General features: G+C 53.1%; 20 protein-coding genes. 16 read left to right on the top strand and 4 right to left on the bottom strand.

Annotated features, from left to right (window positions below; translation table 11 throughout):
* Window positions 1–5: 5 nt before the first annotated feature.
* The 4 genes from leuC to leuL form a co-directional block, all read right to left on the bottom strand.
* On the bottom strand, window positions 6–1406 hold the full coding sequence (gene leuC / locus NMD08_RS21670) for a 3-isopropylmalate dehydratase large subunit (protein WP_370619030.1): 1401 nt from the start codon (window positions 1404–1406) through the stop codon (window positions 6–8).
* Between the two features lie 2 nt (window positions 1407–1408).
* The gene (gene leuB / locus NMD08_RS21665; RefSeq protein ID WP_003845728.1) at window positions 1409–2500 is read right to left on the bottom strand and encodes a 3-isopropylmalate dehydrogenase; all 1092 of its coding nucleotides are present in this window, start codon (window positions 2498–2500) and stop codon (window positions 1409–1411) included.
* On the bottom strand, window positions 2500–4071 hold the full coding sequence (gene leuA, locus NMD08_RS21660; protein WP_048212702.1) for a 2-isopropylmalate synthase: 1572 nt from the start codon (window positions 4069–4071) through the stop codon (window positions 2500–2502). The genes leuB and leuA overlap by 1 nt, the downstream gene beginning before the upstream one ends.
* Before the next feature lie 89 nt (window positions 4072–4160).
* Window positions 4161–4247, bottom strand: a complete 87-nt coding sequence (gene leuL, locus NMD08_RS21655; RefSeq protein WP_048998978.1) for a leu operon leader peptide — start codon at window positions 4245–4247, stop codon at window positions 4161–4163.
* Between the two features lie 657 nt (window positions 4248–4904).
* On the opposite strand from leuL, the gene leuO reads away from it, so the two are divergent.
* The 16 genes from leuO to NMD08_RS21575 all read left to right on the top strand — a co-directional run bounded on the left by leuO (window position 4905) and on the right by NMD08_RS21575 (window position 23702).
* Window positions 4905–5852 (top strand): transcriptional regulator LeuO, encoded by a 948-nt coding sequence (leuO, locus tag NMD08_RS21650; protein WP_151216734.1) that lies wholly within the window; start codon window positions 4905–4907, stop codon window positions 5850–5852.
* A gap of 318 nt (window positions 5853–6170) precedes the next feature.
* Window positions 6171–7895, top strand: a complete 1725-nt coding sequence (gene ilvI / locus NMD08_RS21645) for an acetolactate synthase 3 large subunit (protein WP_370619028.1) — start codon at window positions 6171–6173, stop codon at window positions 7893–7895.
* 2 nt (window positions 7896–7897) lie between these two features.
* Window positions 7898–8389, top strand: coding sequence for an acetolactate synthase small subunit (ilvN, locus tag NMD08_RS21640; protein WP_003829566.1), 492 nt, complete (start codon window positions 7898–7900; stop codon window positions 8387–8389).
* 180 nt (window positions 8390–8569) lie between these two features.
* The gene (gene cra / locus NMD08_RS21635) at window positions 8570–9574 is read left to right on the top strand and encodes a catabolite repressor/activator (RefSeq protein WP_003018794.1); all 1005 of its coding nucleotides are present in this window, start codon (window positions 8570–8572) and stop codon (window positions 9572–9574) included.
* A 610-nt stretch (window positions 9575–10184) separates the two neighbouring features.
* Window positions 10185–10643 carry a division/cell wall cluster transcriptional repressor MraZ gene (gene mraZ / locus NMD08_RS21630; RefSeq protein ID WP_005124560.1) on the top strand — a complete coding sequence of 153 codons (459 nt, stop codon included), beginning with the start codon at window positions 10185–10187 and terminating at the stop codon, window positions 10641–10643.
* A gap of 1 nt (window position 10644) precedes the next feature.
* Window positions 10645–11586 (top strand): 16S rRNA (cytosine(1402)-N(4))-methyltransferase RsmH, encoded by a 942-nt coding sequence (rsmH, locus tag NMD08_RS21625; RefSeq protein WP_042312345.1) that lies wholly within the window; start codon window positions 10645–10647, stop codon window positions 11584–11586.
* Window positions 11583–11948, top strand: a complete 366-nt coding sequence (gene ftsL, locus NMD08_RS21620; RefSeq protein WP_370619026.1) for a cell division protein FtsL — start codon at window positions 11583–11585, stop codon at window positions 11946–11948. Before rsmH ends, ftsL begins: the two co-directional genes overlap by 4 nt.
* Window positions 11949–11963: 15 nt before the next feature.
* The gene (gene ftsI / locus NMD08_RS21615; RefSeq protein WP_370619024.1) at window positions 11964–13730 is read left to right on the top strand and encodes a peptidoglycan glycosyltransferase FtsI; all 1767 of its coding nucleotides are present in this window, start codon (window positions 11964–11966) and stop codon (window positions 13728–13730) included.
* Complete coding sequence (gene murE, locus NMD08_RS21610; RefSeq protein WP_151216737.1) at window positions 13717–15204, top strand: UDP-N-acetylmuramoyl-L-alanyl-D-glutamate--2,6-diaminopimelate ligase; 1488 nt, start codon at window positions 13717–13719, stop codon at window positions 15202–15204. Before ftsI ends, murE begins: the two co-directional genes overlap by 14 nt.
* A complete protein-coding gene (gene murF / locus NMD08_RS21605; protein WP_187259103.1) occupies window positions 15201–16559 on the top strand; it encodes a UDP-N-acetylmuramoyl-tripeptide--D-alanyl-D-alanine ligase in 1359 nt (452 codons plus the stop codon). The genes murE and murF overlap by 4 nt, the downstream gene beginning before the upstream one ends.
* Window positions 16553–17635: a phospho-N-acetylmuramoyl-pentapeptide-transferase gene (mraY, locus tag NMD08_RS21600; protein WP_045439803.1), complete on the top strand. Its 1083-nt coding sequence runs from the start codon at window positions 16553–16555 to the stop codon at window positions 17633–17635. Before murF ends, mraY begins: the two co-directional genes overlap by 7 nt.
* A 2-nt stretch (window positions 17636–17637) precedes the next feature.
* Window positions 17638–18954, top strand: coding sequence for a UDP-N-acetylmuramoyl-L-alanine--D-glutamate ligase (gene murD / locus NMD08_RS21595; RefSeq protein WP_151216738.1), 1317 nt, complete (start codon window positions 17638–17640; stop codon window positions 18952–18954).
* On the top strand, window positions 18954–20198 hold the full coding sequence (ftsW, locus tag NMD08_RS21590; protein WP_149691212.1) for a cell division protein FtsW: 1245 nt from the start codon (window positions 18954–18956) through the stop codon (window positions 20196–20198). The genes murD and ftsW overlap by 1 nt, the downstream gene beginning before the upstream one ends.
* Window positions 20195–21262, top strand: coding sequence for an undecaprenyldiphospho-muramoylpentapeptide beta-N-acetylglucosaminyltransferase (gene murG / locus NMD08_RS21585; protein WP_278238263.1), 1068 nt, complete (start codon window positions 20195–20197; stop codon window positions 21260–21262). Before ftsW ends, murG begins: the two co-directional genes overlap by 4 nt.
* Before the next feature lie 51 nt (window positions 21263–21313).
* The gene (gene murC, locus NMD08_RS21580; protein WP_151216741.1) at window positions 21314–22789 is read left to right on the top strand and encodes a UDP-N-acetylmuramate--L-alanine ligase; all 1476 of its coding nucleotides are present in this window, start codon (window positions 21314–21316) and stop codon (window positions 22787–22789) included.
* Entirely contained in the window at window positions 22782–23702 is a 921-nt protein-coding gene (locus tag NMD08_RS21575; protein WP_210904431.1) for a D-alanine--D-alanine ligase, read from the top strand. Before murC ends, NMD08_RS21575 begins: the two co-directional genes overlap by 8 nt.

The following is a 23702-nucleotide window of genomic DNA, read 5'->3' as shown; positions in this document are numbered from 1 at the left end:
TTTCCTTATTTGATGCTGCGAATGTCGGCAAAATGACCAGTAACGGCGGCAGCGGCGGCCATGGCCGGGCTGACTAAGTGTGTGCGACCACCGCGGCCCTGACGGCCTTCAAAGTTGCGGTTGCTGGTGGAGGCACAGCGCTCGCCTGGGTTCAGGCGGTCATTGTTCATCGCCAGACACATCGAACAGCCCGGTAAACGCCATTCAAACCCAGCTTCGATGAAGATCTTGTCCAGACCCTCCGCTTCCGCCTGCGCTTTCACCGGACCAGAACCCGGCACTACCAGCGCCTGTACGCCCGGCGCGACTTTGCGCCCTTTGGCGATTTCTGCCGCTGCGCGTAAATCTTCAATACGCGAGTTGGTGCAGGAACCGATGAACACTTTATCAATAGCGACTTCTGTTAAGGGAATGCCCGGTTTTAATCCCATGTAAGCCAACGCTTTCTCAGCCGATGCGCGCTCTACCGGATCGGAAAATGACGCCGGGTCGGGAATATTATCGTTCACTGAGATGACCTGACCCGGATTCGTTCCCCAGGTAACCTGCGGCGCAATCTCTTCTGCCTGCAGGGTGACGACGGTATCAAAGGTTGCGTTGTCGTCGGTTTTCAGTGTGTTCCAGTACTCAACCGCGTGGGTAAAATCTTCGCCCTTCGGAGCGTGTAAACGCCCTTGCACATAGTTAAAGGTGGTTTCATCCGGTGCGACCAGACCCGCTTTGGCACCCATTTCAATGGCCATGTTACACAGGGTCATTCGGCCTTCCATACTCAACGCGCGGATGGCTTCGCCACAAAACTCAACCACGTGTCCAGTACCGCCTGCGCTACCGGTTTTACCGATAATCGCCAGCACGATATCTTTGGCAGTAATGCCTGGGGCTGCTTTGCCATTGACTTCAATCTTCATGGTTTTAGCGCGCCCTTGTTTCAGGGTTTGCGTCGCCAGCACGTGTTCAACTTCAGAGGTGCCAATACCAAAGGCCAACGCGCCAAACGCGCCGTGTGTAGCGGTGTGGGAATCGCCGCAGACGATGGTCATTCCCGGCAACGTCACGCCTTGTTCAGGCCCCATTACATGGACGATCCCCTGATACGGATGGTTCAGATCGTACAATTCGACACCAAATTCATTGCAGTTTTTGATCAATTCCTGCATCTGAATACGCGCCATTTCGCCGGAGGCGTTAATGTCTTTGGTCTGTGTGGAGACGTTGTGGTCCATGGTGGCAAAGGTTTTACCTGGCTGGCGAACTTGACGTCCATGCGCGCGCAGCCCATCAAATGCCTGCGGAGAGGTCACTTCATGCACCAGATGTCTGTCGATATACAACAGCGGGGTTTCGTTTTGCACCTCATAGACGACGTGCGCATCAAACAATTTTTCGTATAACGTTTTGGCCATGATTACACCCCTTCTGCGACATAACGGGCAATAATGTCACCCATTTCATCGGTACCGACTGCGGCAGCGCCACGGGCTAAGTCACCGGTGCGAATACCTTCTTCTAATGCGCGGTTGATGGCGCTCTCAATTGCGGTTGCCGCATCATTGGCGTCCAGGCTGTAGCGCAGCAGCAGCGCCAGTGACAGGATTTGCGCGATCGGGTTGGCAATGTTTTTTCCGGCGATGTCCGGGGCGGAGCCGCCAGCGGGCTCGTACAGGCCAAAACCCTGATCATTCAGGCTGGCGGACGGTAACATGCCCATTGAACCGGTGATCATGGCGCACTCGTCAGACAGAATATCGCCAAACAGGTTGGAACACAGCAGCACGTCGAACTGCGAGGGATCTTTGATCAACTGCATTGTCGCGTTGTCGATGTACATATGCGCCAGTTCAACGTCCGGATATTCATTCGCAATTTCATTGACGATTTCGCGCCACAGAATCGATGTTTGCAGTACGTTTGCTTTATCAATCGACGTGACTTTACGGCGACGCTGGCGAGCGGATTCAAACGCGATACGCGCAATACGTTCGATCTCGAAACGGTGATAAACCTCGGTATCAAACGCTTTTTCATGCTGTCCGCTGCCTTCGCGGCCTTTTGGCTGACCGAAGTAGATCCCGCCGGTCAGTTCGCGCACGCACAGGATGTCGAAACCGTTGGCGGCAATATCTGCACGCAGAGGGCAAAATGCTTCCAGTCCCTGGTACAGCTTAGCCGGACGCAGGTTGCTGAATAATTTAAAGTGCTTACGCAATGGCAGCAGCGCGCCGCGTTCAGGTTGCTGGTTTGGCGGCAGGTTTTCCCATTTCGGGCCGCCAACGGAGCCAAACAAAATGGCGTCAGCTTGCTCACAGCCTTCAACCGTCGCAGGCGGCAACGGCTGGCCGTGGTTATCAATGGCCGCACCACCCACGTCGTAGTGGCTGGTGGTAATGCGCATGTTAAAACGGTTGCGGATTGCGTCCAGTACCTTCAAGGCTTGCGCCATCACTTCCGGGCCAATACCGTCACCCGGCAAAACAGCAATATGATAATTCTTCGACATCACACGGTTTCCTTGTTGTTCTCGTTGTTCTGAGCTTTGCGTTGCAATTCTTTTTCGACTTCTTCAGCGCGCCAGATGTTGTTCAGCACATGAACCATCGCTTTTGCGGAAGATTCGACGATATCCGTTGCCAGACCGACGCCATGGAAGCGACGACCGTTATAGTTGGCAACGATATCCACCTGACCCAGCGCATCTTTACCGTGCCCTTTGGCGGTCAGACTGTATTTCACCAGTTCGATGTTATATTCGGTGACACGGTTGATGGCCTGATAGATGGCATCGACTGGACCGTTACCGTTCGCCGCTTCGGCTTTAACTTCTTCACCGCAGGCCAGTTTGACGGAGGCGGTGGCGATGTCATTTGAGCCGGACTGCACGCTGAAGTAATCCAGACGGAAATGCTCTGGCTCTTCTTGCTGTTTGTTAATAAAGGCCAGCGCTTCCAGGTCGTAATCAAATACCTGACCTTTTTTATCCGCCAGTTTCAGGAAAGCGTCGTACAGGTTGTCCAGGTTGTATTCATTTTCTTTATATCCCATCTCGTCCATACGGTGTTTTACCGCAGCGCGTCCGGAACGAGAGGTCAGGTTCAACTGTACCTGGTTCAGGCCGATGGATTCAGGGGTCATGATTTCGTAGTTTTCACGATTTTTCAGCACACCATCCTGATGGATACCAGAAGAGTGGGCAAACGCGCCGCTACCAACAATCGCTTTGTTGGCCGGGATAGGCATGTTGCAGATTTGGCTGACTAACTGACTGGTACGCCAGATTTCCTGGTGATTAATGCGGGTCTGTACGTTCAAAATATCTTTGCGTACTTTGATTGCCATGATCACCTCTTCCAGTGAGCAGTTACCGGCGCGTTCGCCGATACCGTTCATTGCGCCTTCCACCTGGCGAGCACCTGCGTGAACGGCTGCCAGTGCGTTGCCAACGCCCAGACCTAAATCATCATGGGTGTGCACGGAGATAATGGCTTTATCGATATTCGGTACGCGCTCATACAGGCCGGAAATAATTCCGCCAAACTCAAATGGCATGGTGTAACCGACGGTATCGGGGATATTGATGGTTTTTGCACCTGCGTTAATCGCGGCTTCTACCACGCGGGCCAGATCGGCGATAGGAGTACGTCCCGCATCTTCACATGAGAACTCCACGTCATCCGTATAATTACGCGCACGCTTAACCATGTAGATTGCTCGTTCGATCACTTCATCCAATGTGCTGCGTAATTTCGTCGCGATATGCATCGGTGAGGTGGCGATAAACGTATGAATACGAAAAGCTTCTGCGACCTTCAGCGATTCCGCTGCAACGTCGATATCTTTTTCTACGCAGCGGGCTAAGGCGCACACGCGGCTGTTCTTAACCTGACGAGCGATGGTTTGTACGGATTCAAAGTCACCTGGAGAAGAAACCGGGAAACCCACTTCCATCACGTCAACGCCCATACGCTCGAGGGCCAGCGCAATCTGCAGTTTTTCTTTCACACTCAGGCTCGCCTGTAACGCCTGTTCACCGTCGCGTAAGGTGGTATCGAAAATAATGACTTGCTGGCTCATGGTTTTGGTCCTTGGTCTTTAGGGCGCCTTGCTTCGAGCATAAAAAAACCCGCGCAACGGCGCGGGTTTTTGTCTTAACTGGAGCTGACTTAATGCTGAATGTCGTCCACCAGTCTACCGCGCAATGAAGATGCGTTTAGTAGTAGTAGACCGTTAAAACGAGCAATGTAAGTCATCAATCTGGCTCCAGGCGAATGCGATATGCTTTTAGTGGTACTGGATATGAGGTCTGATGTCAACCCCATGCCTCGTAAATGCCCTGCTTAAGGGATAAAGTTTCAACAAAACTTAAGCGAATTGTGCTGAATTTTTCTGGGTATATAAAATTAATTCACTGAGGGCTGAACACAGTTTTCACGGTTTGACATATTTGAGCATACTTATTTGCATTTATTGTAACGATGAGCTAGAGATATCATCCCGATTGGGATTTTATATCTTTATGATTTATCTATTTTTATAGTAACTATGAATGGGTATGACCAGTGTACCACCCCAAAATTGATAAATTAATGTTAACTTTTAATGTATTAATAATATAAACATTTAATTAAAACTTAAATACGTATTCATGAAGCGTATGATTGTTTATTCGCCATGCTTATGGTTATATTGCTTTTGAAATTTAAACATATGAATCATCGCGCAATGACTTCTTCCGCGCGGCGTTTGTAGTGTTTTTTTGCACATTCAGATTTGTGCCTTTATGTTTTCCTAATTTTAATGTTTTCTCTTTTTCTCATTTTATATGCATGGTAAATCATATTAACGGAGGTTATTTCTTCACTCCGTCTGGGATTAAAAGGGAGTTTAGAGTGACAGTGGAGTTAAATATGCCAGAAGTAAAAATAATAGATAAACCAAATCTTATAGAGATGGGGAAGCCACAGCTTCGCATGGTTGATCTAAATTTATTAACCGTCTTTGATGCGGTGATGCAGGAACAAAACATTACTCGTGCTGCCCATTCGTTGGGGATGTCGCAACCTGCAGTCAGTAATGCGGTTGCGCGCCTGAAGGTCATGTTCAACGATGAACTTTTTGTGCGTTATGGTCGCGGGATCCAGCCGACTGCCAGGGCCTTCCAGCTATTTGGTTCCGTTCGCCAGGCGTTGCAATTAGTACAGAACGAACTGCCAGGTTCGGGCTTTGAACCTGGCAGCAGCGAGCGTGTATTCAATCTTTGCGTATGCAGTCCGTTAGATAATATCCTTACTTCGATGATTTATAATCGGGTTGAACAAGTCGCGCCAAACATTAATGTCGTATTTAAATCTTCGCTCAACCAGAATACAGAACATCAATTACGTTATCAGGAAACTGAGTTTGTTATTAGCTATGAAGACTTCCGTCGTCCGGAATTCACCAGTATTCCGTTATTCAATGACGAAATGGTGTTAGTGGCGAGCAAAAAGCATCCGCGCATTAGTGGTCCGCTGCTGGAAAGCGATCTCTATAATGAACAGCATGCCGTGGTTTCGCTCGATCGCTTCGCTTCATTCAGTCAACCGTGGTACGACACCCCGGATAAACAATCCTGCGTGGCCTATCAGGGCATGGCATTAATTAGCGTTCTTAATATTGTATCGCAAACGCATCTGGTCTCTATAGCGCCACGTTGGTTGGCAGAGGAATTTGCCGATTCTTTAGAGCTGCAGGTATTGCCTTTACCTTTAAAATTGAACAGCCGCACATGTTATCTTTCCTGGCATGAAGCTGCGGGGCGCGATAAAGGACATCAATGGATGGAAGAACTGTTAGTCTCTGTCTGTAAACAGTAGCCACTGGCAGAATAAACTGGATAGCTCATCTGGTTTATTCTGCTTTTCGATTTATATCTGAAATTTTATGCTGAACTCTGGTTTTTACGCTTACCTGAAAGTGTAAAAAAATAGACTAATTGCTGTAAGTCCCCCTTTTTAAGCGATTATTTATCATATCAATTGCTTATGCTGGTTTAATTCTCCATATATTCGATTCTTTCCTTCATTTTATTCTTATTTACTCCGGTGTCACCCCTTCGGAGTCAATTGCCATGCGTCATCGTCAGCGGTTAATGTGTTGTTAAACCGTTATTCATTATAAGAGTGAGGCAAGCCATGGAGATGTTGTCTGGAGCCGAGATGGTCGTCCGATCGCTCATCGATCAGGGTGTGAAGCAGGTATTCGGTTATCCCGGGGGGGCCGTCCTCGATATTTATGATGCGTTGCATACAGTCGGCGGTATTGATCATGTGCTGGTTCGTCATGAGCAAGCCGCAGTACATATGGCTGATGGTTTGGCGCGTGCCACGGGAGAGGTGGGCGTCGTTTTAGTCACTTCCGGACCGGGGGCAACCAATGCGATCACCGGTATTGCAACAGCCTATATGGATTCCATTCCGTTGGTGATCCTCTCCGGGCAGGTCGCTACTTCACTGATTGGTTACGATGCCTTTCAGGAGTGTGACATGGTGGGCATATCCCGTCCGGTGGTAAAGCACAGCTTTCTGGTTAAACAAACGGAAGACATCCCGCAGGTGCTGAAAAAAGCCTTCTGGCTGGCGGCAAGCGGTCGTCCGGGACCTGTGGTGGTGGATTTACCGAAAGATATTCTGAATCCCGCGAAGAAACTGCCATACAGCTGGCCAGAGTCAGTGAGTATGCGTTCGTATAATCCGACGACGACCGGGCACAAAGGACAGATAAAACGGGCTTTGCAGACGCTGGTCGCAGCGAAGAAACCGGTTGTGTATGTGGGAGGCGGGGCGGTGAATGCTGCCTGCCACGAACAGCTGAGGCAGATGGCTGAAGCACTTAATCTGCCAGTTGTCTCCTCGCTAATGGGCTTAGGTGCGTTCCCGGCAACGCATCGCCAGGCGCTGGGCATGTTGGGTATGCATGGTACTTACGAAGCCAATATGACCATGCATCATTCCGATGTGATCTTTGCCGTCGGCGTTCGCTTCGATGATCGCACGACCAATAACCTGGCAAAATATTGCCCGAATGCGACCGTGCTGCATATCGACATCGATCCGACCTCTATTTCAAAAACTGTCACGGCAGATATTCCGATTGTGGGCGATGCTCGCCTGGTGTTGGATCAGATGCTTGAACTGCTGGAGCAGGAGAAGTCGCTGCAGCCGCTGGATGATAACCGTGACTGGTGGCAACACATCGAGCACTGGCGTGCCCGTCAATGCCTGAAATACGACACGCAAAGCGAAAGTATTAAACCGCAGGCGGTGATCGAAACCATCTGGCGCCTGACGAAAGGGGATGCGTATGTGACCTCTGACGTTGGCCAGCATCAGATGTTTGCCGCACTATACTATCCGTTTGATAAACCGCGGCGCTGGATCAACTCAGGCGGCCTCGGCACCATGGGATTTGGTTTGCCCGCGGCGTTAGGCGTGAAAATGGCGCTGCCGGATGAAACGGTGGTCTGCGTCACCGGAGATGGCAGCATTCAGATGAACATTCAGGAGCTGTCGACGGCGCTGCAATATGAGCTGCCTGTGCTGGTACTCAACCTTAACAACCGTTATCTCGGCATGGTCAAACAGTGGCAGGACATGATCTATTCTGGGCGTCATTCCCAATCTTACATGCAGTCGCTACCCGATTTTGTGCGCCTGTCTGAGGCTTATGGGCATATCGGTATCCAGATTAATCGGCCTGATGAACTGGAGAGCAAGCTGGGCGAAGCGCTGGAACATGTGCGTAACCACCGTCTGGTGTTTGTCGATGTTACCGTCGACGGTAGTGAACATGTCTACCCGATGCAGATTCGTGGAGGCGGGATGGATGAAATGTGGTTAAGCAAAACGGAGAGGACCTGATTATGCGCCGGATATTATCAGTATTGCTGGAAAACGAGTCGGGTGCATTATCGCGTGTTATTGGCCTCTTCGCCCAGCGTGGATACAACATTGAAAGCCTGACCGTCGCGCCGACTGACGATCCGACCTTATCGCGGATGACGATCCAGACGGTTGGAGATGAGAAAGTCCTGGAGCAGATCGAAAAGCAGCTTCACAAACTGGTGGACGTTTTGCGCGTCAGCGAACTGGGGCAGGGTGCTCACGTTGAACGAGAAATTATGCTGGTGAAAATTCAGGCCAGCGGTTATGGCCGGGAAGAGGTGAAACGCAACACGGAGATTTTCCGCGGGCAAATTATCGACGTTACGCCGTCTATCTACACCGTACAACTGGCGGGCACCAGCGATAAGCTGGATGCGTTTCTGGCAACGCTGCGTGAAGTCGCTAAAATTGTGGAAGTCGCTCGTTCCGGCGTGGTGGGGCTTTCCCGCGGCGATAAAATCATGCGCTAATCATGATCGGGTTCTTAATTCGCAAGCCCAACGACTCAGGTTGGGCTTTTTTTTGCGAAATCAGCGGTAACCAGAGACAAAAGCGGTTGCCGGAGTCATTATTCTGCGCTTAGATGTTAATAAATTTAACCCATGCCATCTCAAAGGTTATGGTTTGTACATTTTACGCAAGGGGCAATTGTGAAACTGGATGAAATCGCTCGGTTGGCCGGCGTTTCGCGAACGACTGCAAGCTACGTTATTAACGGTAAAGCAAAGCAATATCGCGTAAGCGACAAAACGGTTGAAAAAGTCATGGCGGTGGTGCGCGAGCATAATTACCACCCTAATGCCGTGGCGGCCGGGCTGCGTGCTGGACGCACACGTTCTATTGGGCTTGTGATCCCGGATCTCGAGAACACGAGCTATACCCGGATCGCAAACTATCTGGAGCGTCAGGCGCGTCAGCGCGGATATCAATTGCTGATTGCCTGCTCTGAAGATCAGCCGGATAACGAAATGCGCTGTATTGAGCATCTTTTACAACGCCAGGTTGATGCCATTATCGTGTCGACCTCCTTGCCGCCTGAACATCCGTTCTATCAGCGTTGGGCGAACAGTTCATTCCCAATTGTGGCGCTGGACCGCGCGCTGGATCGCGAACACTTTACCAGCGTCGTGGGCGCAGACCAGGATGATGCGGAAATGTTGGCGGAGGAACTGCGTAAATTCCCTGCTGAAACCGTGCTCTATCTGGGGGCGCTCCCTGAATTATCCGTCAGTTTCCTGCGCGAACAGGGTTTCCGTACCGCGTGGAAGGACGATCCGCGTGAAGTGCATTTCCTGTATGCCAACAGCTACGAGCGGGAAGCGGCCGCGCAATTGTTTGATAAATGGCTGGAAACGCATCCCATGCCTCAGGCGCTGTTTACCACGTCGTTTGCCCTGCTGCAGGGAGTGATGGATGTGACCCTGCGTCGCGATGGTCAATTACCGTCTGATTTAGCGATTGCGACGTTTGGCGATCACGAACTGCTCGACTTCCTGCAGTGCCCGGTACTGGCGGTGGCGCAGCGCCATCGTGATGTTGCAGAACGCGTGCTGGAGATTGTATTGGCAAGCCTTGACGAGCCACGTAAACCAAAACCAGGTTTAACGCGTATACGGCGTAATCTGTACCGTCGCGGTATTCTCAGCCGTAACTAAGTCCTCTCTATTGATGACGTCGACAGGATATCTCTGGCGTCATCAAATTTGCCATTATCAGAAATAACCGCATTATAATTAAGAATATTCTTTAGAATTATCTTAATTTCATCTTAAATAATGGCGAATTAAAAAAGCAACTAACCATTTTCGGGTTATTGATACGTAACTGCGCGTTACGGTTGTATTATTTTGTTACATGCTTGTATGGAATTGACGAATTAACAAACACTTCGCTGCCGTACTGCGACAATCTCGCCCCTGCCTCACTCCTGTGCGGTGTACAGACTGATTAACTGGTACTGTTAACTCGCTGCATATTGTCCTAAAATGCCGCTCGCGTCGCAAACTGACACTTTATATTTTCTTCTGATGATATTCAGTTGTTTTAAACAATGATGAGTTGTTGGATTTTTTTCTTACAAATATTCATGACGTTAATTTGCTTCGTTTGCTGTACGGAATTTGCTCAACGCAGATATTAGCCGTAAACAATGGGTTTTTTGCTCCGCTAAGCGCCGTGACTTGCTTGACAAGGTTTTCCTCCGCTCCGTAAACTCCTTTAAGTGGGAATTTGTGGGATAAAGTGGTAATCGGGGGTGAGACTGGCATGTTCCGGGGAGCAACGTTAGTTAATCTCGACAGTAAAGGGCGCTTATCGGTGCCTACCCGTTATCGGGATCAACTGCTCGAGAGCGCTACCGGTCAAATGGTTTGTACCATTGACATCCATCACCCGTGCCTGCTGCTGTACCCCCTGCCTGAATGGGAAATTATCGAGCAGAAGTTATCGCGTCTGTCGAGCATGAATCCAGTTGAGCGTCGCGTACAGCGCTTATTGCTGGGTCATGCCAGCGAATGTCAGATGGATAGCGCTGGTCGATTATTGATAGCGCCCATTCTGCGGCAACACGCAGGGCTAACGAAAGAAGTGATGCTGGTTGGGCAGTTCAATAAGTTTGAGCTGTGGGATGAAACGACCTGGTATCAACAGGTCAAGGAAGATATCGACGCTGAGCAGTCTGTTACCGGCGCGCTGTCGGAACGATTGCAGGATTTGTCTCTATAAAATGATGGAAAACTATAAACATACAACGGTGTTGTTGGATGAAGCCGTAAACGGCCTGAATATTCGTCCAGACGGCATCTACATTGACGGGACATTTGGTCGCGGCGGTCACTCACGTCTGATCCTCTCACAGCTTGGCGAAGAAGGACGTTTACTGGCTATCGATCGCGATCCACAGGCGATTGCCGTTGCACAGACGATTACCGATCCCCGTTTTTCCATCGTACATGGACCTTTTTCTGCGCTGGCTGACTATGTCGCTGAACGCGGACTGACCGGTAAGATCGACGGGATTCTTCTCGATCTTGGGGTTTCTTCTCCGCAGCTTGATGACGCGGAACGCGGATTCTCATTTATGCGTGACGGTCCATTAGATATGCGTATGGACCCAACACGTGGTCAGTCAGCAGCTGAATGGCTGCAAACCGCCGATGAAGCAGACATTGCCTGGGTGATTAAAACCTTTGGCGAAGAGCGCTTCGGCAAACGCATTGCTCGCGCCATCGTAGAGCGCAATCGCATCGAACCGATGACCCGCACCAAAGAGCTGGCGGAAGTGATTGCGGCGGCAATGCCGGTGAAAGACAAATTCAAACATCCCGCGACCCGTACCTTCCAGGCGGTGCGCATTTGGGTGAACAGTGAACTGGAGGAGATAGAGCAGGCGCTAAAAAGCTCGCTCAGCGTGCTGGCACCAGGAGGTCGCCTTTCGATAATCAGTTTCCATTCGCTTGAAGATCGCATTGTGAAACGCTTTATGCGTGAACAAAGCCGTGGTCCTCAGGTTCCGGCTGGAATACCGATGACCGAAGCGCAGATCAAAAAGCTGGGCGGCCGTGAGTTAAGAGCACTAGGCAAGATGATGCCGGGCGAAGAAGAGGTTGCTGAAAATCCTCGTGCCCGTAGTTCAGTTCTGCGTATTGCAGAGAGGACGAACGCATGATCGGCAGAGTGACAGAAGCCCTCAGCAAAGTTAAGGGATCGATAGGAGGCAACGAGCGCCATGCCTTGCCTGGCGTGATCGGTGACGATCTTTTGCGGTATGGGAAGCTGCCACTCTGCCTGTTCATTTGCATTATTTTGACGGCGGTTACCGTCGTGACCACAGCACACCATACGCGGTTACTGACCGCGCAGCGTGAGCAACTGGTTCTGGAGCGAGATGCGTTAGATATCGAATGGCGCAACTTGATCCTTGAGGAGAATGCGCTCGGTGATCATAGCCGTGTTGAACGGATCGCAACGGAAAAGCTGCAAATGCAGCATGTTGATCCCTCACAAGAAAACATCGTAGTACAAAAATAAGGATAAACGCGACGCATGAAAGCAGCGGCAAAAACGCACAAACCAAAACGCCAGGAAGAACAAGCCAACTTTATCAGTTGGCGTTTTGCGTTACTGTGCGGCTGTATTTTGCTGGCACTGGGTTTTCTGCTGGGGCGCGTTGCCTGGCTGCAAATCATCGCGCCGGACATGCTGGTACGTCAGGGCGATATGCGCTCTCTGCGCGTCCAGGAAGTGTCCACCTCGCGCGGAATGATTACCGACCGTTCAGGACGTCCGCTGGCGGTGAGCGTACCGGTGAAGGCGATTTGGGCCGATCCGAAAGAGGTGCATGATGCAGGCGGCGTGAGCGTTGGCGAGCGCTGGCGAGCGCTGTCGACGGCCCTGAATATCCCGCTTGATCAACTGGCTTCCCGCATTAACGCCAACCCGAAAGGACGCTTTATCTATCTGGCACGTCAGGTAAACCCTGACATGGCTGACTACATCAAAAAACTCAAGCTGCCAGGGATTAACCTGCGTGAAGAGTCCCGCCGTTACTATCCTTCCGGAGAAGTGACCGCTCACCTCATCGGTTTTACTAACGTCGACAGTCAGGGGATTGAAGGCGTTGAGAAAAGCTTCGACAAATGGCTCACCGGACAACCGGGTGAGCGTATTGTACGTAAAGACCGTTATGGCCGCGTCATTGAGGATATTTCCTCTACCGACAGCCAGGCGGCGCATAACCTTGCGCTGAGTATTGATGAGCGTTTACAGGCACTGGTCTACCGTGAACTGAATAACGCTGTGGCCTTTAACAAGGCGGAATCAGGCAGTGCGGTGCTGGTGGATGTAAATACTGGTGAAGTGCTGGCGATGGCGAACAGCCCGTCTTACAACCCAAACAATCTCACCGGTACGCCGAAAGACGCTATGCGCAACCGTACCATTACCGACGTGTTTGAACCGGGTTCTACCGTTAAGCCGATGGTGGTGATGACGGCGCTGCAGCGTGGCGTAGTACGCGAAAACACCGTGCTCAACACTATCCCTTACCGAATTAATGGCCACGAAATCAAAGACGTGGCGCGTTATAGCGAATTGACCCTCACCGGGGTTTTGCAGAAGTCGAGTAACGTCGGTGTTTCCAAGCTGGCGTTAGCGATGCCGTCCTCAGCGTTAGTAGACACTTACTCACGTTTTGGGCTGGGAAAAGCGACCAATTTGGGGTTGGTCGGAGAACGCAGTGGCTTATATCCTCAAAAACAACGGTGGTCTGACATAGAGAGGGCCACCTTCTCTTTCGGCTACGGGCTGATGGTAACGCCGTTACAGTTAGCGCGAGTCTACGCAACGATCGGCAGCTATGGCGTTTATCGCCCGCTGTCGATTACCAAAGTTGATCCTCCCGTTCCGGGCGAGCGTATCTTCCCGGAAGCGACCGTACGCACCGTGGTGCACATGATGGAAAGCGTGGCGCTGCCCGGTGGCGGCGGCGTGAAGGCGGCGATTAAAGGCTATCGTATCGCCATTAAAACCGGTACGGCGAAAAAAGTGGGGCCGGATGGCCGCTACATCAACAAATACATTGCTTATACCGCAGGCGTTGCGCCTGCGAGTCAGCCGCGCTTCGCGCTGGTTGTTGTTATCAACGATCCGCAGGCGGGTAAATACTACGGTGGCGCCGTTTCCGCGCCGGTCTTTGGTGCCATCATGGGCGGCGTTCTGCGCACCATGAACATCGAGCCGGATGCGCTGACAACGGGCGATAAAAATGAATTTGTGAATAATCAAGGCGAGGCAACAGGTGGCAGATCGTAATTTGCGCGACCTTCTTGCTCCATGGGTGCCGGGTGCACCGGAGCGAGCACTGCGGGAGATGACGCTCGACAGCCGTGTGGCTGCATCAGGCGATCTCTTTGTCGCAGTATTGGGTCATCAGGCGGACGGGCGTCGGTATATCCCGCAGGCGATAGCGCAAGGTGTGGCTGCCATTATTGCAGAAGCAAAAGATGAAGCTGCTGACGGTGAAATCCGCGAAATGCACGGTGTACCGGTTATCTATCTGAGCCAGCTTAACGAACGCTTATCTGCACTGGCAGGCCGTTTTTACCACGAGCCTTCTGAGAAAATGCGTCTGGTCGGCGTGACCGGGACGAACGGTAAAACCACCACCACCCAATTGCTGGCACAGTGGAGCCAACTGCTTGGTGAAACCAGCGCGGTAATGGGCACGGTAGGCAATGGCCTGTTGGGTAAAGTGATCCCAACGGAAAACACCACCGGTTCAGCCGTTGATGTCCAGCATGTGCTGGCAGGGCTGGTTGCGCAGGGTGCCACGGTGGGCGCGATGGAAGTCTCCTCGCACGGTCTGGTGCAACATCGTGTGGCGGCGCTGAAGTTTGCCGCCTCGGTATTCACCAACCTGAGCCGCGATCATCTGGATTACCACGGCGATATGGAGCACTACGAAGCCGCGAAATGGCTGCTGTATTCCACGCACCATTGCGGTCAGGCTATTGTCAATGCGGATGATGAAGTCGGTCGTCGCTGGCTGGCAAAATTGCCGGATGCGGTTGCTGTGTCGATGGAAGGCCATATCAACCCGAACTGTCACGGTCGTTGGTTAAAAGCGATTGACGTGGATTATCACGACAGCGGCGCGACGATTCGATTTTCCTCCTCATGGGGCGACGGCGAAATTGAAAGCCGCCTGATGGGGGCGTTTAACGTCAGCAATCTGCTGCTGGCGCTGGCAACGCTGCTGGCGCTGGGGTATCCGTTAGCTGATTTACTGAAAACGGCGGCACAATTACAGCCGGTTTGCGGGCGTATGGAAGTGTTCAGCGCACCGGGTAAAACCACCGTGGTGGTTGATTACGCCCATACGCCAGATGCGCTGGAAAAAGCGCTGCAGGCAGCGCGTTTGCACTGCACTGGCAAACTGTGGTGCGTCTTTGGCTGCGGCGGGGATCGCGATAAAGGCAAACGTCCGTTGATGGGCGCAATTGCCGAGCAGTTTGCAGATGTTGTTGTGGTGACCGATGACAACCCGCGTACCGAAGAGCCGCGCGCCATTATTAACGATATTCTGGCGGGGATGCTGGATGCCGGGCAGGCGAAGGTGATGGAAGGTCGCGCAGAAGCGGTGACAAACGCCATTATGCAGGCGAAGGAAAACGACGTGGTGCTGGTGGCCGGGAAAGGTCACGAAGACTACCAGATCGTCGGCGCACAGCGCCTTGACTATTCTGACCGCGTAACGGCAGCGCGCCTGCTGGGGGTAATCGCATGATTAGCGTAACGCTCAGCCAACTGGCTGAGATCCTCCGTGGCGAACTGAAAGGGGCCGATCTGACCCTTGATGCGGTGACAACCGATACGCGTAAAGTGACGCCAGGCTGCCTGTTTGTGGCACTGAAAGGCGAACGTTTTGACGCTCATGATTTTGCCGACAAGGCACAAGAGAGCGGGGCGGGCGCGCTGTTGGTCAGCCGTCCTCTGGACACCGATCTGCCGCAGTTGATTGTTAACGATACGCGTCTGGCGTTTGGTGAACTGGCAGCGTGGGTACGCGCCCAGGTTCCGGCGCGTGTTGTCGCGTTGACCGGCTCTTCTGGTAAAACGTCAGTCAAAGAGATGACGGCCTCCATTTTGAGTAAGTGTGGCAACACGTTATATACCGCGGGAAACCTGAATAACGACATCGGCGTTCCGATGACGCTGCTGCGCTTAAACAACGATTACGACTATGCCGTGATTGAGCTCGGCGCCAATCATCAGGGTGAAATCGCCTGGACCGTTGGCCTGACTCGCCCGGAAGCCGCGCTGGTGAACAACCTTGCCGCCGCGCATCTGGAAGGTTTCGGCTCTCTGGCGGGCGTAGCGAAGGCAAAAGGTGAGATTTTTACCGGCCTGTCAGCGAACGGTATCGCCATTATGAATGCCGACAACAACGACTGGCTGAACTGGCAGAACATTATCGGCAATCGCAAAGTCTGGCGTTTTTCGCCGAATGCGGCTAACAGCGACTTTTCGGCGGCCAACGTACATGTGACCTCACACGGCACGGAATTTACGCTGCAAACGCCAACCGGAAGCATTGATGTTCTGCTACCGCTGCCGGGTCGCCATAACATTGCTAACGCCCTGGCGGCGGCGGCGCTCGCTATGGCGGTAGGCGCGACACACGATGCGATCAAAGCGGGTCTGAAGGATTTGCAAGCGGTACCGGGGCGTCTGTTCCCGATTCAACTGGCAGAAAACCAACTGCTGCTGGACGACTCCTATAACGCTAACGTCGGATCCATGACCGCAGCGGTACAGGTGCTGTCTGAAATGCCAGGCTATCGCGTGCTGGTGGTTGGCGATATGGCAGAGCTTGGCGCGGAAAGCGAAGCATGTCACGTGCAGGTGGGTATCGCTGCGAAGGCGGCGGGTATCGACCGTGTGCTGAGTACAGGGAAACTGAGTCAGGCAATTAGCCATGCCAGCGGCGTTGGTGAGCATTTTGCGGATAAAACCGCGCTGACCGCGCATCTTAAAGCATTGATTGCAGAACATCAGGTCATGACGATTTTAGTGAAGGGTTCACGTAGTGCCGCCATGGAAGAGGTAGTACGCGCATTACAGGAGAATGGGACATGTTAGTTTGGCTGGCCGAACATTTGGTCAAATATTATTCCGGCTTTAACGTCTTTTCCTATCTGACGTTTCGCGCCATCGTCAGCCTGCTGACCGCGCTGTTCATCTCTTTGTGGATGGGCCCGCGCATGATCGCCCGCTTGCAAAAAATGTCCTTCGGACAGGTCGTGCGTAACGACGGTCCGGAATCGCACTTCAGTAAACGCGGTACGCCTACCATGGGCGGGATTATGATCCTCACCGCAATTGTTATCTCTGTTCTGTTGTGGGCATACCCGTCGAACCCGTACGTCTGGTGCGTGCTGGTGGTTCTGATCGGTTACGGCATTATCGGTTTTGTCGATGACTACCGCAAAGTAGTACGCAAAGACACCAAAGGCCTGATTGCGCGCTGGAAATATTTCTGGATGTCGGTGATTGCGCTGGGCGTGGCCTTTGCGCTGTATCTGGCCGGTAAAGATACTCCGGCGACCGAGTTGGTGGTGCCGTTCTTTAAAGACGTGATGCCGCAACTGGGTCTGTTCTATGTTCTGCTGGCGTACTTCGTGATTGTGGGGACCGGCAACGCGGTCAATCTCACCGACGGTCTGGATGGCCTTGCCATTATGCCGACTGTGTTCGTCGCCGCAGGTTTTGCGCTGGTGGCGTGGGCGACCGGTAACATGAACTTCGCCAGCTATCTGCACATTCCCTATTTACGTCATGCGGGTGAGCTGGTGATCGTCTGTACGGCGATTGTCGGCGCGGGCCTGGGCTTCCTGTGGTTTAACACCTATCCGGCGCAGGTCTTTATGGGCGACGTCGGATCGCTGGCGCTGGGCGGCGCGCTGGGCATTATTGCCGTGCTGCTGCGTCAGGAGTTCCTGCTGGTGATCATGGGCGGCGTATTTGTTGTAGAAACGCTGTCGGTCATTCTGCAGGTTGGCTCATTTAAGCTGCGCGGACAGCGCATCTTCCGTATGGCGCCGATTCACCACCACTATGAACTGAAGGGCTGGCCGGAACCGCGCGTCATTGTGCGCTTCTGGATTATTTCGCTGATGCTGGTGCTGATTGGCCTGGCAACGCTGAAGGTACGTTAATCATGGCTGATTACCAGGGTAAAAAAGTCGTCATTATCGGTCTGGGGTTGACCGGACTGTCCTGCGTGGATTTCTTCCTGGCGCGTGGCGTGACGCCGCGCGTGATGGATACCCGTGCGACGCCGCCTGGTCTGGATAAATTACCGGAAGCGGTTGAGCGTCATGTTGGTAGCCTGAATGATGACTGGCTGCTGGCTGCCGATCTCATCGTCGCCAGCCCTGGTATTGCCCTGGCGCACCCTTCGTTGAGCGCTGCTGCTGATGCCGGGATTGAAATTGTTGGCGACATTGAGCTGTTTTGTCGCGAAGCTCAGGCGCCGATCGTCGCGATCACCGGGTCCAACGGGAAAAGTACCGTCACTACGCTGGTCGGCGAGATGGCGAAAGCTGCCGGTGTGAATGTGGGGGTTGGCGGTAATATTGGCCTGCCTGCGCTGATGCTGCTGGACGACGAACGCGAGCTGTATGTTCTCGAGCTGTCGAGCTTCCAACTGGAAACAACCTCCAGTTTACAGGCCGTGGCGGCCACCATTTTGAACGTCACCGAAGATCATATGGACAGGTATCCGTTTGGCCTGCAGCAGTACCGTGCGGCCAAACTGCGCGTCTATGAGAACGCGAAAGTATGTGTGGTCAACGCCGATGATGCGCTGACCATGCCGATTCGCGGGGCGGATGAGCGCTGCGTGAGCTTTGGCGTCAATATGGGGGACTATCACCTGAATCGTCAGCAGGGCGAAACCTGGCTGCGGGTGAAAGGGGAAAAAGTCCTCAACGTGAAAGAGATGACGCTTTCAGGTCAGCATAACTATACCAACGCCCTGGCTGCGCTGGCGCTGGCGGATGCCGCAGGTTTACCACGGGCGTCGAGTCTGAAAGCGCTGACCACCTTTACCGGTCTGGCGCACCGTTTTCAGTTGGTGCTGAACCATAACGGCGTACGCTGGATTAACGATTCTAAAGCCACCAACGTCGGCAGCACTGAAGCCGCACTGAATGGCCTGCACGTTGACGGCACGCTGCACCTGCTGCTGGGCGGCGACGGGAAATCCGCTGACTTTATGCCGCTGCAGCGTTACCTGACCGGCAATAACATTCGTCTGTACTGCTTTGGCCGCGATGGCGCGCAACTCGCCGCTCTGCGACCTGAGATTGCGGAACAAACTGAAACTATGGAGCAGGCTATGCGTCTGCTTGCGCCGCGCGTGAAGTCGGGCGATATGGTGCTGCTGTCGCCAGCCTGCGCCAGCCTCGATCAGTTCAAGAACTTTGAGCAACGCGGTGATGTCTTTGCCCGTCTGGCGAAGGAGTTGGGTTGATGCGCTTATCTCTCCCTCGTCTGAGACTGCCGCGCTTACCAGGACTGGGTGTCCTGGCGTGGATCTTCGCGGCGCTTAAAGGCTGGGTGATGGCTTCGCGTGATAAAGACGCCGACAGCCTGATCATGTATGACCGCATGCTGCTGTGGCTAACCTTTGGTTTGGCGGCTATCGGCTTCGTGATGGTGACATCGGCATCGATGCCCGTAGGGCAACGCCTGGCGGGTGATCCTTTCCTGTTTGCTAAGCGTGACGCGTTGTACATCTTCCTCGCGTTTTGTCTGGCGATGGTGACGCTGCGTCTGCCGATGGAGTTCTGGCAAAAGTACAGTACGACGATGCTGATAGCCTCAATCATCATGCTGCTGATCGTGCTGGTGGTGGGTAGCTCCGTTAACGGGGCGTCGCGCTGGATTGCGTTGGGTCCGCTGCGTATTCAGCCAGCAGAATTTACCAAGCTGTCGCTGTTCTGTTATCTCGCCAATTACCTGGTGCGTAAAGTGGATGAGGTGCGTAACAACCTGCGCGGCTTCTTAAAACCGATGGGCGTGATCCTGGTGCTGGCTATTTTACTGCTGGCGCAGCCTGACCTTGGTACGGTGGTGGTGCTGTTTGTTACTACTTTGGCGATGCTGTTTCTCGCCGGCGCGAAACTGTGGCAGTTCATCGCCATCATCGGCATGGGGATTTCGGCGGTCGTACTGCTGATCCTTGCCGAGCCGTATCGTATTCGCCGCGTAACTTCTTTCTGGAACCCGTGGGAAGATCCGTTCGGCAGCGGTTACCAGCTGACACAATCTCTGATGGCTTTTGGTCGCGGTGAGGTTTGGGGACAAGGCTTAGGTAATTCAGTACAAAAACTGGAGTATTTACCGGAAGCGCACACCGACTTCATCTTCGCCATCATTGGGGAGGAGCTGGGTTATATCGGTGTGGTATTGGCACTTTTAATGGTATTCTTCGTCGCTTTTCGCGCGATGTCGATTGGTCGTAAAGCGCTGGAAATTGATCACCGTTTTTCAGGCTTTTTAGCCTGCTCCATCGGGATCTGGTTTAGCTTTCAGGCGCTGGTAAATGTCGGTGCGGCGGCAGGTATGCTGCCAACCAAAGGTCTGACGTTGCCGCTGATCAGTTATGGTGGTTCCAGTTTGTTGATTATGTCGACGGCCATCATGTTTTTGTTACGTATTGATTATGAAACGCGTCTGGAAAAAGCCCAGGCGTTTACACGAGGTGCACGATGAGTGGTCAACCGAAGCGGTTAATGGTGATGGCGGGCGGTACCGGCGGGCATGTGTTCCCGGGGCTGGCGGTCGCGCACCATTTAATGGCGCAGGGCTGGCAGGTTCGTTGGCTGGGCACCGCCGATCGTATGGAAGCGGACTTAGTGCCGAAACATGGCATTGAAATTGACTTTATTCGCATCTCCGGTTTGCGTGGCAAAGGCATTAACGCACTGCTTGCCGCGCCCGTGCGTATTTTTAATGCCTGGCGTCAGGCGCGCGCCATCATGAAGCAGTTTAAGCCTGATGTGGTGCTGGGTATGGGCGGCTACGTGTCTGGCCCTGGCGGTCTGGCGGCCTGGTCATTAGGCATTCCGGTGGTTCTGCATGAGCAGAACGGCATTGCTGGATTAACCAACAAATGGCTGGCGAAGATTGCAACGAAGGTGATGCAAGCCTTTCCTGGCGCATTCCCAAATGCAGATGTGGTGGGCAACCCGGTACGTACTGACGTGCTGGCGCTGCCATTACCTGAAGCGCGTCTGGCTGGACGTGAAGGTCCGGTTCGCGTGCTGGTCGTCGGTGGTTCTCAGGGCGCACGCGTGCTTAACCAGACGATGCCGCAGGTTGCCGCCAGGCTTGGTGATGCGGTGACTATCTGGCATCAGAGCGGTAAAGGTGCGCAGCAAACCGTTGAGCAGGCTTATGTCGACGCGGGACAACCGCAACACAAGGTCACTGAGTTTATTGATGATATGGCGGCAGCTTACGCGTGGGCGGATGTCGTGGTCTGTCGCTCAGGTGCGCTGACGGTGAGCGAAATTGCCGCCGCAGGTTTGCCTGCGCTGTTTGTACCGTTCCAGCACAAAGACAGACAGCAATACTGGAATGCGCTGCCGCTGGAGAAAGCGGGCGCGGCCAAAATTCTTGAGCAGCCGCAGTTTACTGTGGATGCCGTCGCCAGCACCCTTGCCGGGTGGTCGCGAGAAACCTTATTAACCATGGCAGAACGTGCGCGCGCCGCATCCATACCGGATGCCACAGAGCGTGTTGCAAACGAAGTGAGCCGGGCTGCCCGGGCGTAATTGTGGTGATGCCTTTTGCATCGCATGAACTAAGAAGTTAATGGCTAAAGAATGAATACACAACAACTGGCAAAACTGCGTTCCATCGTGCCCGAAATGCGTCGCGTTCGGCACATTCACTTTGTCGGCATCGGTGGTGCTGGTATGGGCGGTATTGCCGAAGTTTTGGCCAATGAAGGTTATCAGATCAGCGGTTCTGACTTAGCGCCGAATCCGGTGACGCAGCAGTTGACGAATCTGGGCGCCACGATTTTCTTTAATCACCGCCCGGAAAACGTGCGTGATGCGAGCGTGGTGGTGGTATCCAGCGCTATTTCTGCAGATAACCCGGAAATTGTTGCGGCGCATGAAGCGCGCATTCCGGTGATCCGTCGTGCTGAAATGCTGGCGGAGTTAATGCGTTTTCGTCACGGTATCGCCATTGCCGGGACGCACGGTAAAACCACGACCACGGCGATGGTCTCCAGCATCTATGCGGAAGCGGGTCTGGATCCGACTTTCGTCAACGGTGGTCTGGTGAAAGCAGCAGGCGTCCATGCGCGTCTGGGTCATAGCCGTTATTTGATTGCCGAAGCGGATGAGAGCGACGCATCATTCCTGCATTTGCAGCCGATGGTGGCGATTGTCACCAATATCGAAGCTGACCATATGGATACCTACCATGGCGACTTCGAAAATTTAAAGCAGACGTTTATAAATTTCCTGCATAACTTGCCGTTTTATGGTCGTGCGGTGATGTGTGTTGACGATCCGGTGATCCGCGAACTGTTACCGCGAGTCGGCCGTCAAACCACAACCTATGGTTTTAGCGACGATGCCGATGTGCGCGTTGAAGATTACCAGCAGATCGGCCCACAAGGGCACTTTACGCTGCTGCGCCAGGGGATGGCTGATTTACGCGTTACGTTAAACGCGCCGGGTCGCCACAATGCCCTGAATGCGGCGGCGGCGGTGGCGGTCGCGACAGAAGAAGGTATTGAAGACGAGGCTATTTTACGTGCGCTGGAAAGTTTCCAGGGGACCGGGCGTCGTTTTGACTTCCTCGGTGAATTCCCGCTTGAGCCGGTGAACGGTAAAACCGGGACTGCGATGCTGGTTGATGATTATGGTCATCACCCAACGGAAGTTGACGCCACGATCAAAGCTGCGCGCGCGGGCTGGCCGGACAAAAATTTGGTGATGCTGTTCCAGCCGCACCGGTTCACACGTACGCGCGATTTATACGACGACTTTGCCAACGTGCTGACCCAGGTCGATGCGCTGCTGATGCTGGATGTGTATGCCGCAGGCGAAGCCGCGATTCCGGGTGCTGACAGCCGCTCGCTGTGCCGTACTATTCGCAGTCGCGGTAAGATCGATCCGATTCTGGTCTCCGATCCGGCCCTGGCGGCTGAAATGTTGGCCCCCGTATTAACCGGCAACGATCTGATTTTGGTGCAAGGCGCTGGAAATATCGGCAAAATCGCGCGTTCCTTAGCTGAAATCAAACTGAAGCCGCAAAACCCGGAGGAAGGACAACATGGCTGATAAAATCGCGGTCCTGTTAGGGGGAACCTCCGCAGAGCGTGAAGTATCGCTGAATTCCGGCGCGGCCGTGCTGGCTGGGTTACGTGAGGGTGGTGTGGATGCCCATCCGATTGACCCAAAAGAGGTTGATGTCACTCTTCTGAAATCAATGGGTTTTCAGAAGGCGTTTATTGCGCTGCATGGTCGTGGTGGTGAAGATGGCACGTTGCAGGGCATGCTGGAGCTGATTGGCCTGCCGTATACCGGCAGCGGCGTCATGGCTTCCGCGATTTCGATGGACAAACTGCGCAGCAAGTTGCTGTGGCAGGGCGCAGGTTTACCCGTCGCACCTTGGGTTGCGCTGACCCGCGCTGAGTTCGAAAAAGGTCTTAGCGATGAAGTGGTTACAAAAATTTCTGCGTTAGGCCTGCCGCTAATTGTGAAGCCAAGCCGTGAAGGCTCTAGCGTAGGGATGTCAAAAGTTGAAGAAGAAAATGCTTTGCATGGTGCATTAGCATTGGCTTTTCAGCATGATGAAGAAGTACTGATTGAAAAATGGCTCAGTGGCTCGGAATTTACAGTTGCGATGCTCGGCGAAGAAATTTTACCGTCAATACGTATCCAACCCGCGGGAACCTTCTATGATTATGAGGCGAAGTATCTCTCTGATGAGACACAATATTTCTGCCCAGCAGGTCTGGAAGTCGAACAAGAGGCCCGTTTGCAGGAATTAGTCCTGAAAGCATGGACCGCATTGGGCTGTAAAGGTTGGGGCCGTATTGACGTCATGCTGGACAGCGATGACCAGTTTTATCTGCTGGAAGCCAATACCTCTCCGGGTATGACCAGCCACAGCCTGGTGCCGATGGCGGCGCGTCAGGCGGGTTTGAGCTTCTCGCAGTTGGTGGTACGAATTCTGGAGTTGGCGGACTGA

This window comes from Citrobacter meridianamericanus (genome assembly GCF_041320245.1).
Lineage (GTDB): Bacteria > Pseudomonadota > Gammaproteobacteria > Enterobacterales > Enterobacteriaceae > Citrobacter > Citrobacter meridianamericanus.
This window is presented reverse-complemented; position numbering and strand designations above follow the sequence as displayed.

Coding starts and splice junctions, on each gene's coding strand:
- murG (WP_278238263.1), top strand. CDS start 20,195: ATGAGTGGTCAACCGAAGCGGTTAATGGTGATGGCGGGCGGTACCGGC.
- murC (WP_151216741.1), top strand. CDS start 21,314: ATGAATACACAACAACTGGCAAAACTGCGTTCCATCGTGCCCGAAATG.
- ftsW (WP_149691212.1), top strand. CDS start 18,954: ATGCGCTTATCTCTCCCTCGTCTGAGACTGCCGCGCTTACCAGGACTG.
- ftsL (WP_370619026.1), top strand. CDS start 11,583: ATGATCGGCAGAGTGACAGAAGCCCTCAGCAAAGTTAAGGGATCGATA.
- ilvI (WP_370619028.1), top strand. CDS start 6,171: ATGGAGATGTTGTCTGGAGCCGAGATGGTCGTCCGATCGCTCATCGAT.
- ilvN (WP_003829566.1), top strand. CDS start 7,898: ATGCGCCGGATATTATCAGTATTGCTGGAAAACGAGTCGGGTGCATTA.
- leuO (WP_151216734.1), top strand. CDS start 4,905: ATGCCAGAAGTAAAAATAATAGATAAACCAAATCTTATAGAGATGGGG.
- murD (WP_151216738.1), top strand. CDS start 17,638: ATGGCTGATTACCAGGGTAAAAAAGTCGTCATTATCGGTCTGGGGTTG.
- mraY (WP_045439803.1), top strand. CDS start 16,553: ATGTTAGTTTGGCTGGCCGAACATTTGGTCAAATATTATTCCGGCTTT.
- leuA (WP_048212702.1), bottom strand. CDS start 4,071: ATGAGCCAGCAAGTCATTATTTTCGATACCACCTTACGCGACGGTGAA.
- ftsI (WP_370619024.1), top strand. CDS start 11,964: ATGAAAGCAGCGGCAAAAACGCACAAACCAAAACGCCAGGAAGAACAA.
- mraZ (WP_005124560.1), top strand. CDS start 10,185: ATGTTCCGGGGAGCAACGTTAGTTAATCTCGACAGTAAAGGGCGCTTA.
- rsmH (WP_042312345.1), top strand. CDS start 10,645: ATGATGGAAAACTATAAACATACAACGGTGTTGTTGGATGAAGCCGTA.
- murF (WP_187259103.1), top strand. CDS start 15,201: ATGATTAGCGTAACGCTCAGCCAACTGGCTGAGATCCTCCGTGGCGAA.
- leuC (WP_370619030.1), bottom strand. CDS start 1,406: ATGGCCAAAACGTTATACGAAAAATTGTTTGATGCGCACGTCGTCTAT.
- leuB (WP_003845728.1), bottom strand. CDS start 2,500: ATGTCGAAGAATTATCATATTGCTGTTTTGCCGGGTGACGGTATTGGC.
- NMD08_RS21575 (WP_210904431.1), top strand. CDS start 22,782: ATGGCTGATAAAATCGCGGTCCTGTTAGGGGGAACCTCCGCAGAGCGT.
- leuL (WP_048998978.1), bottom strand. CDS start 4,247: ATGACTTACATTGCTCGTTTTAACGGTCTACTACTACTAAACGCATCT.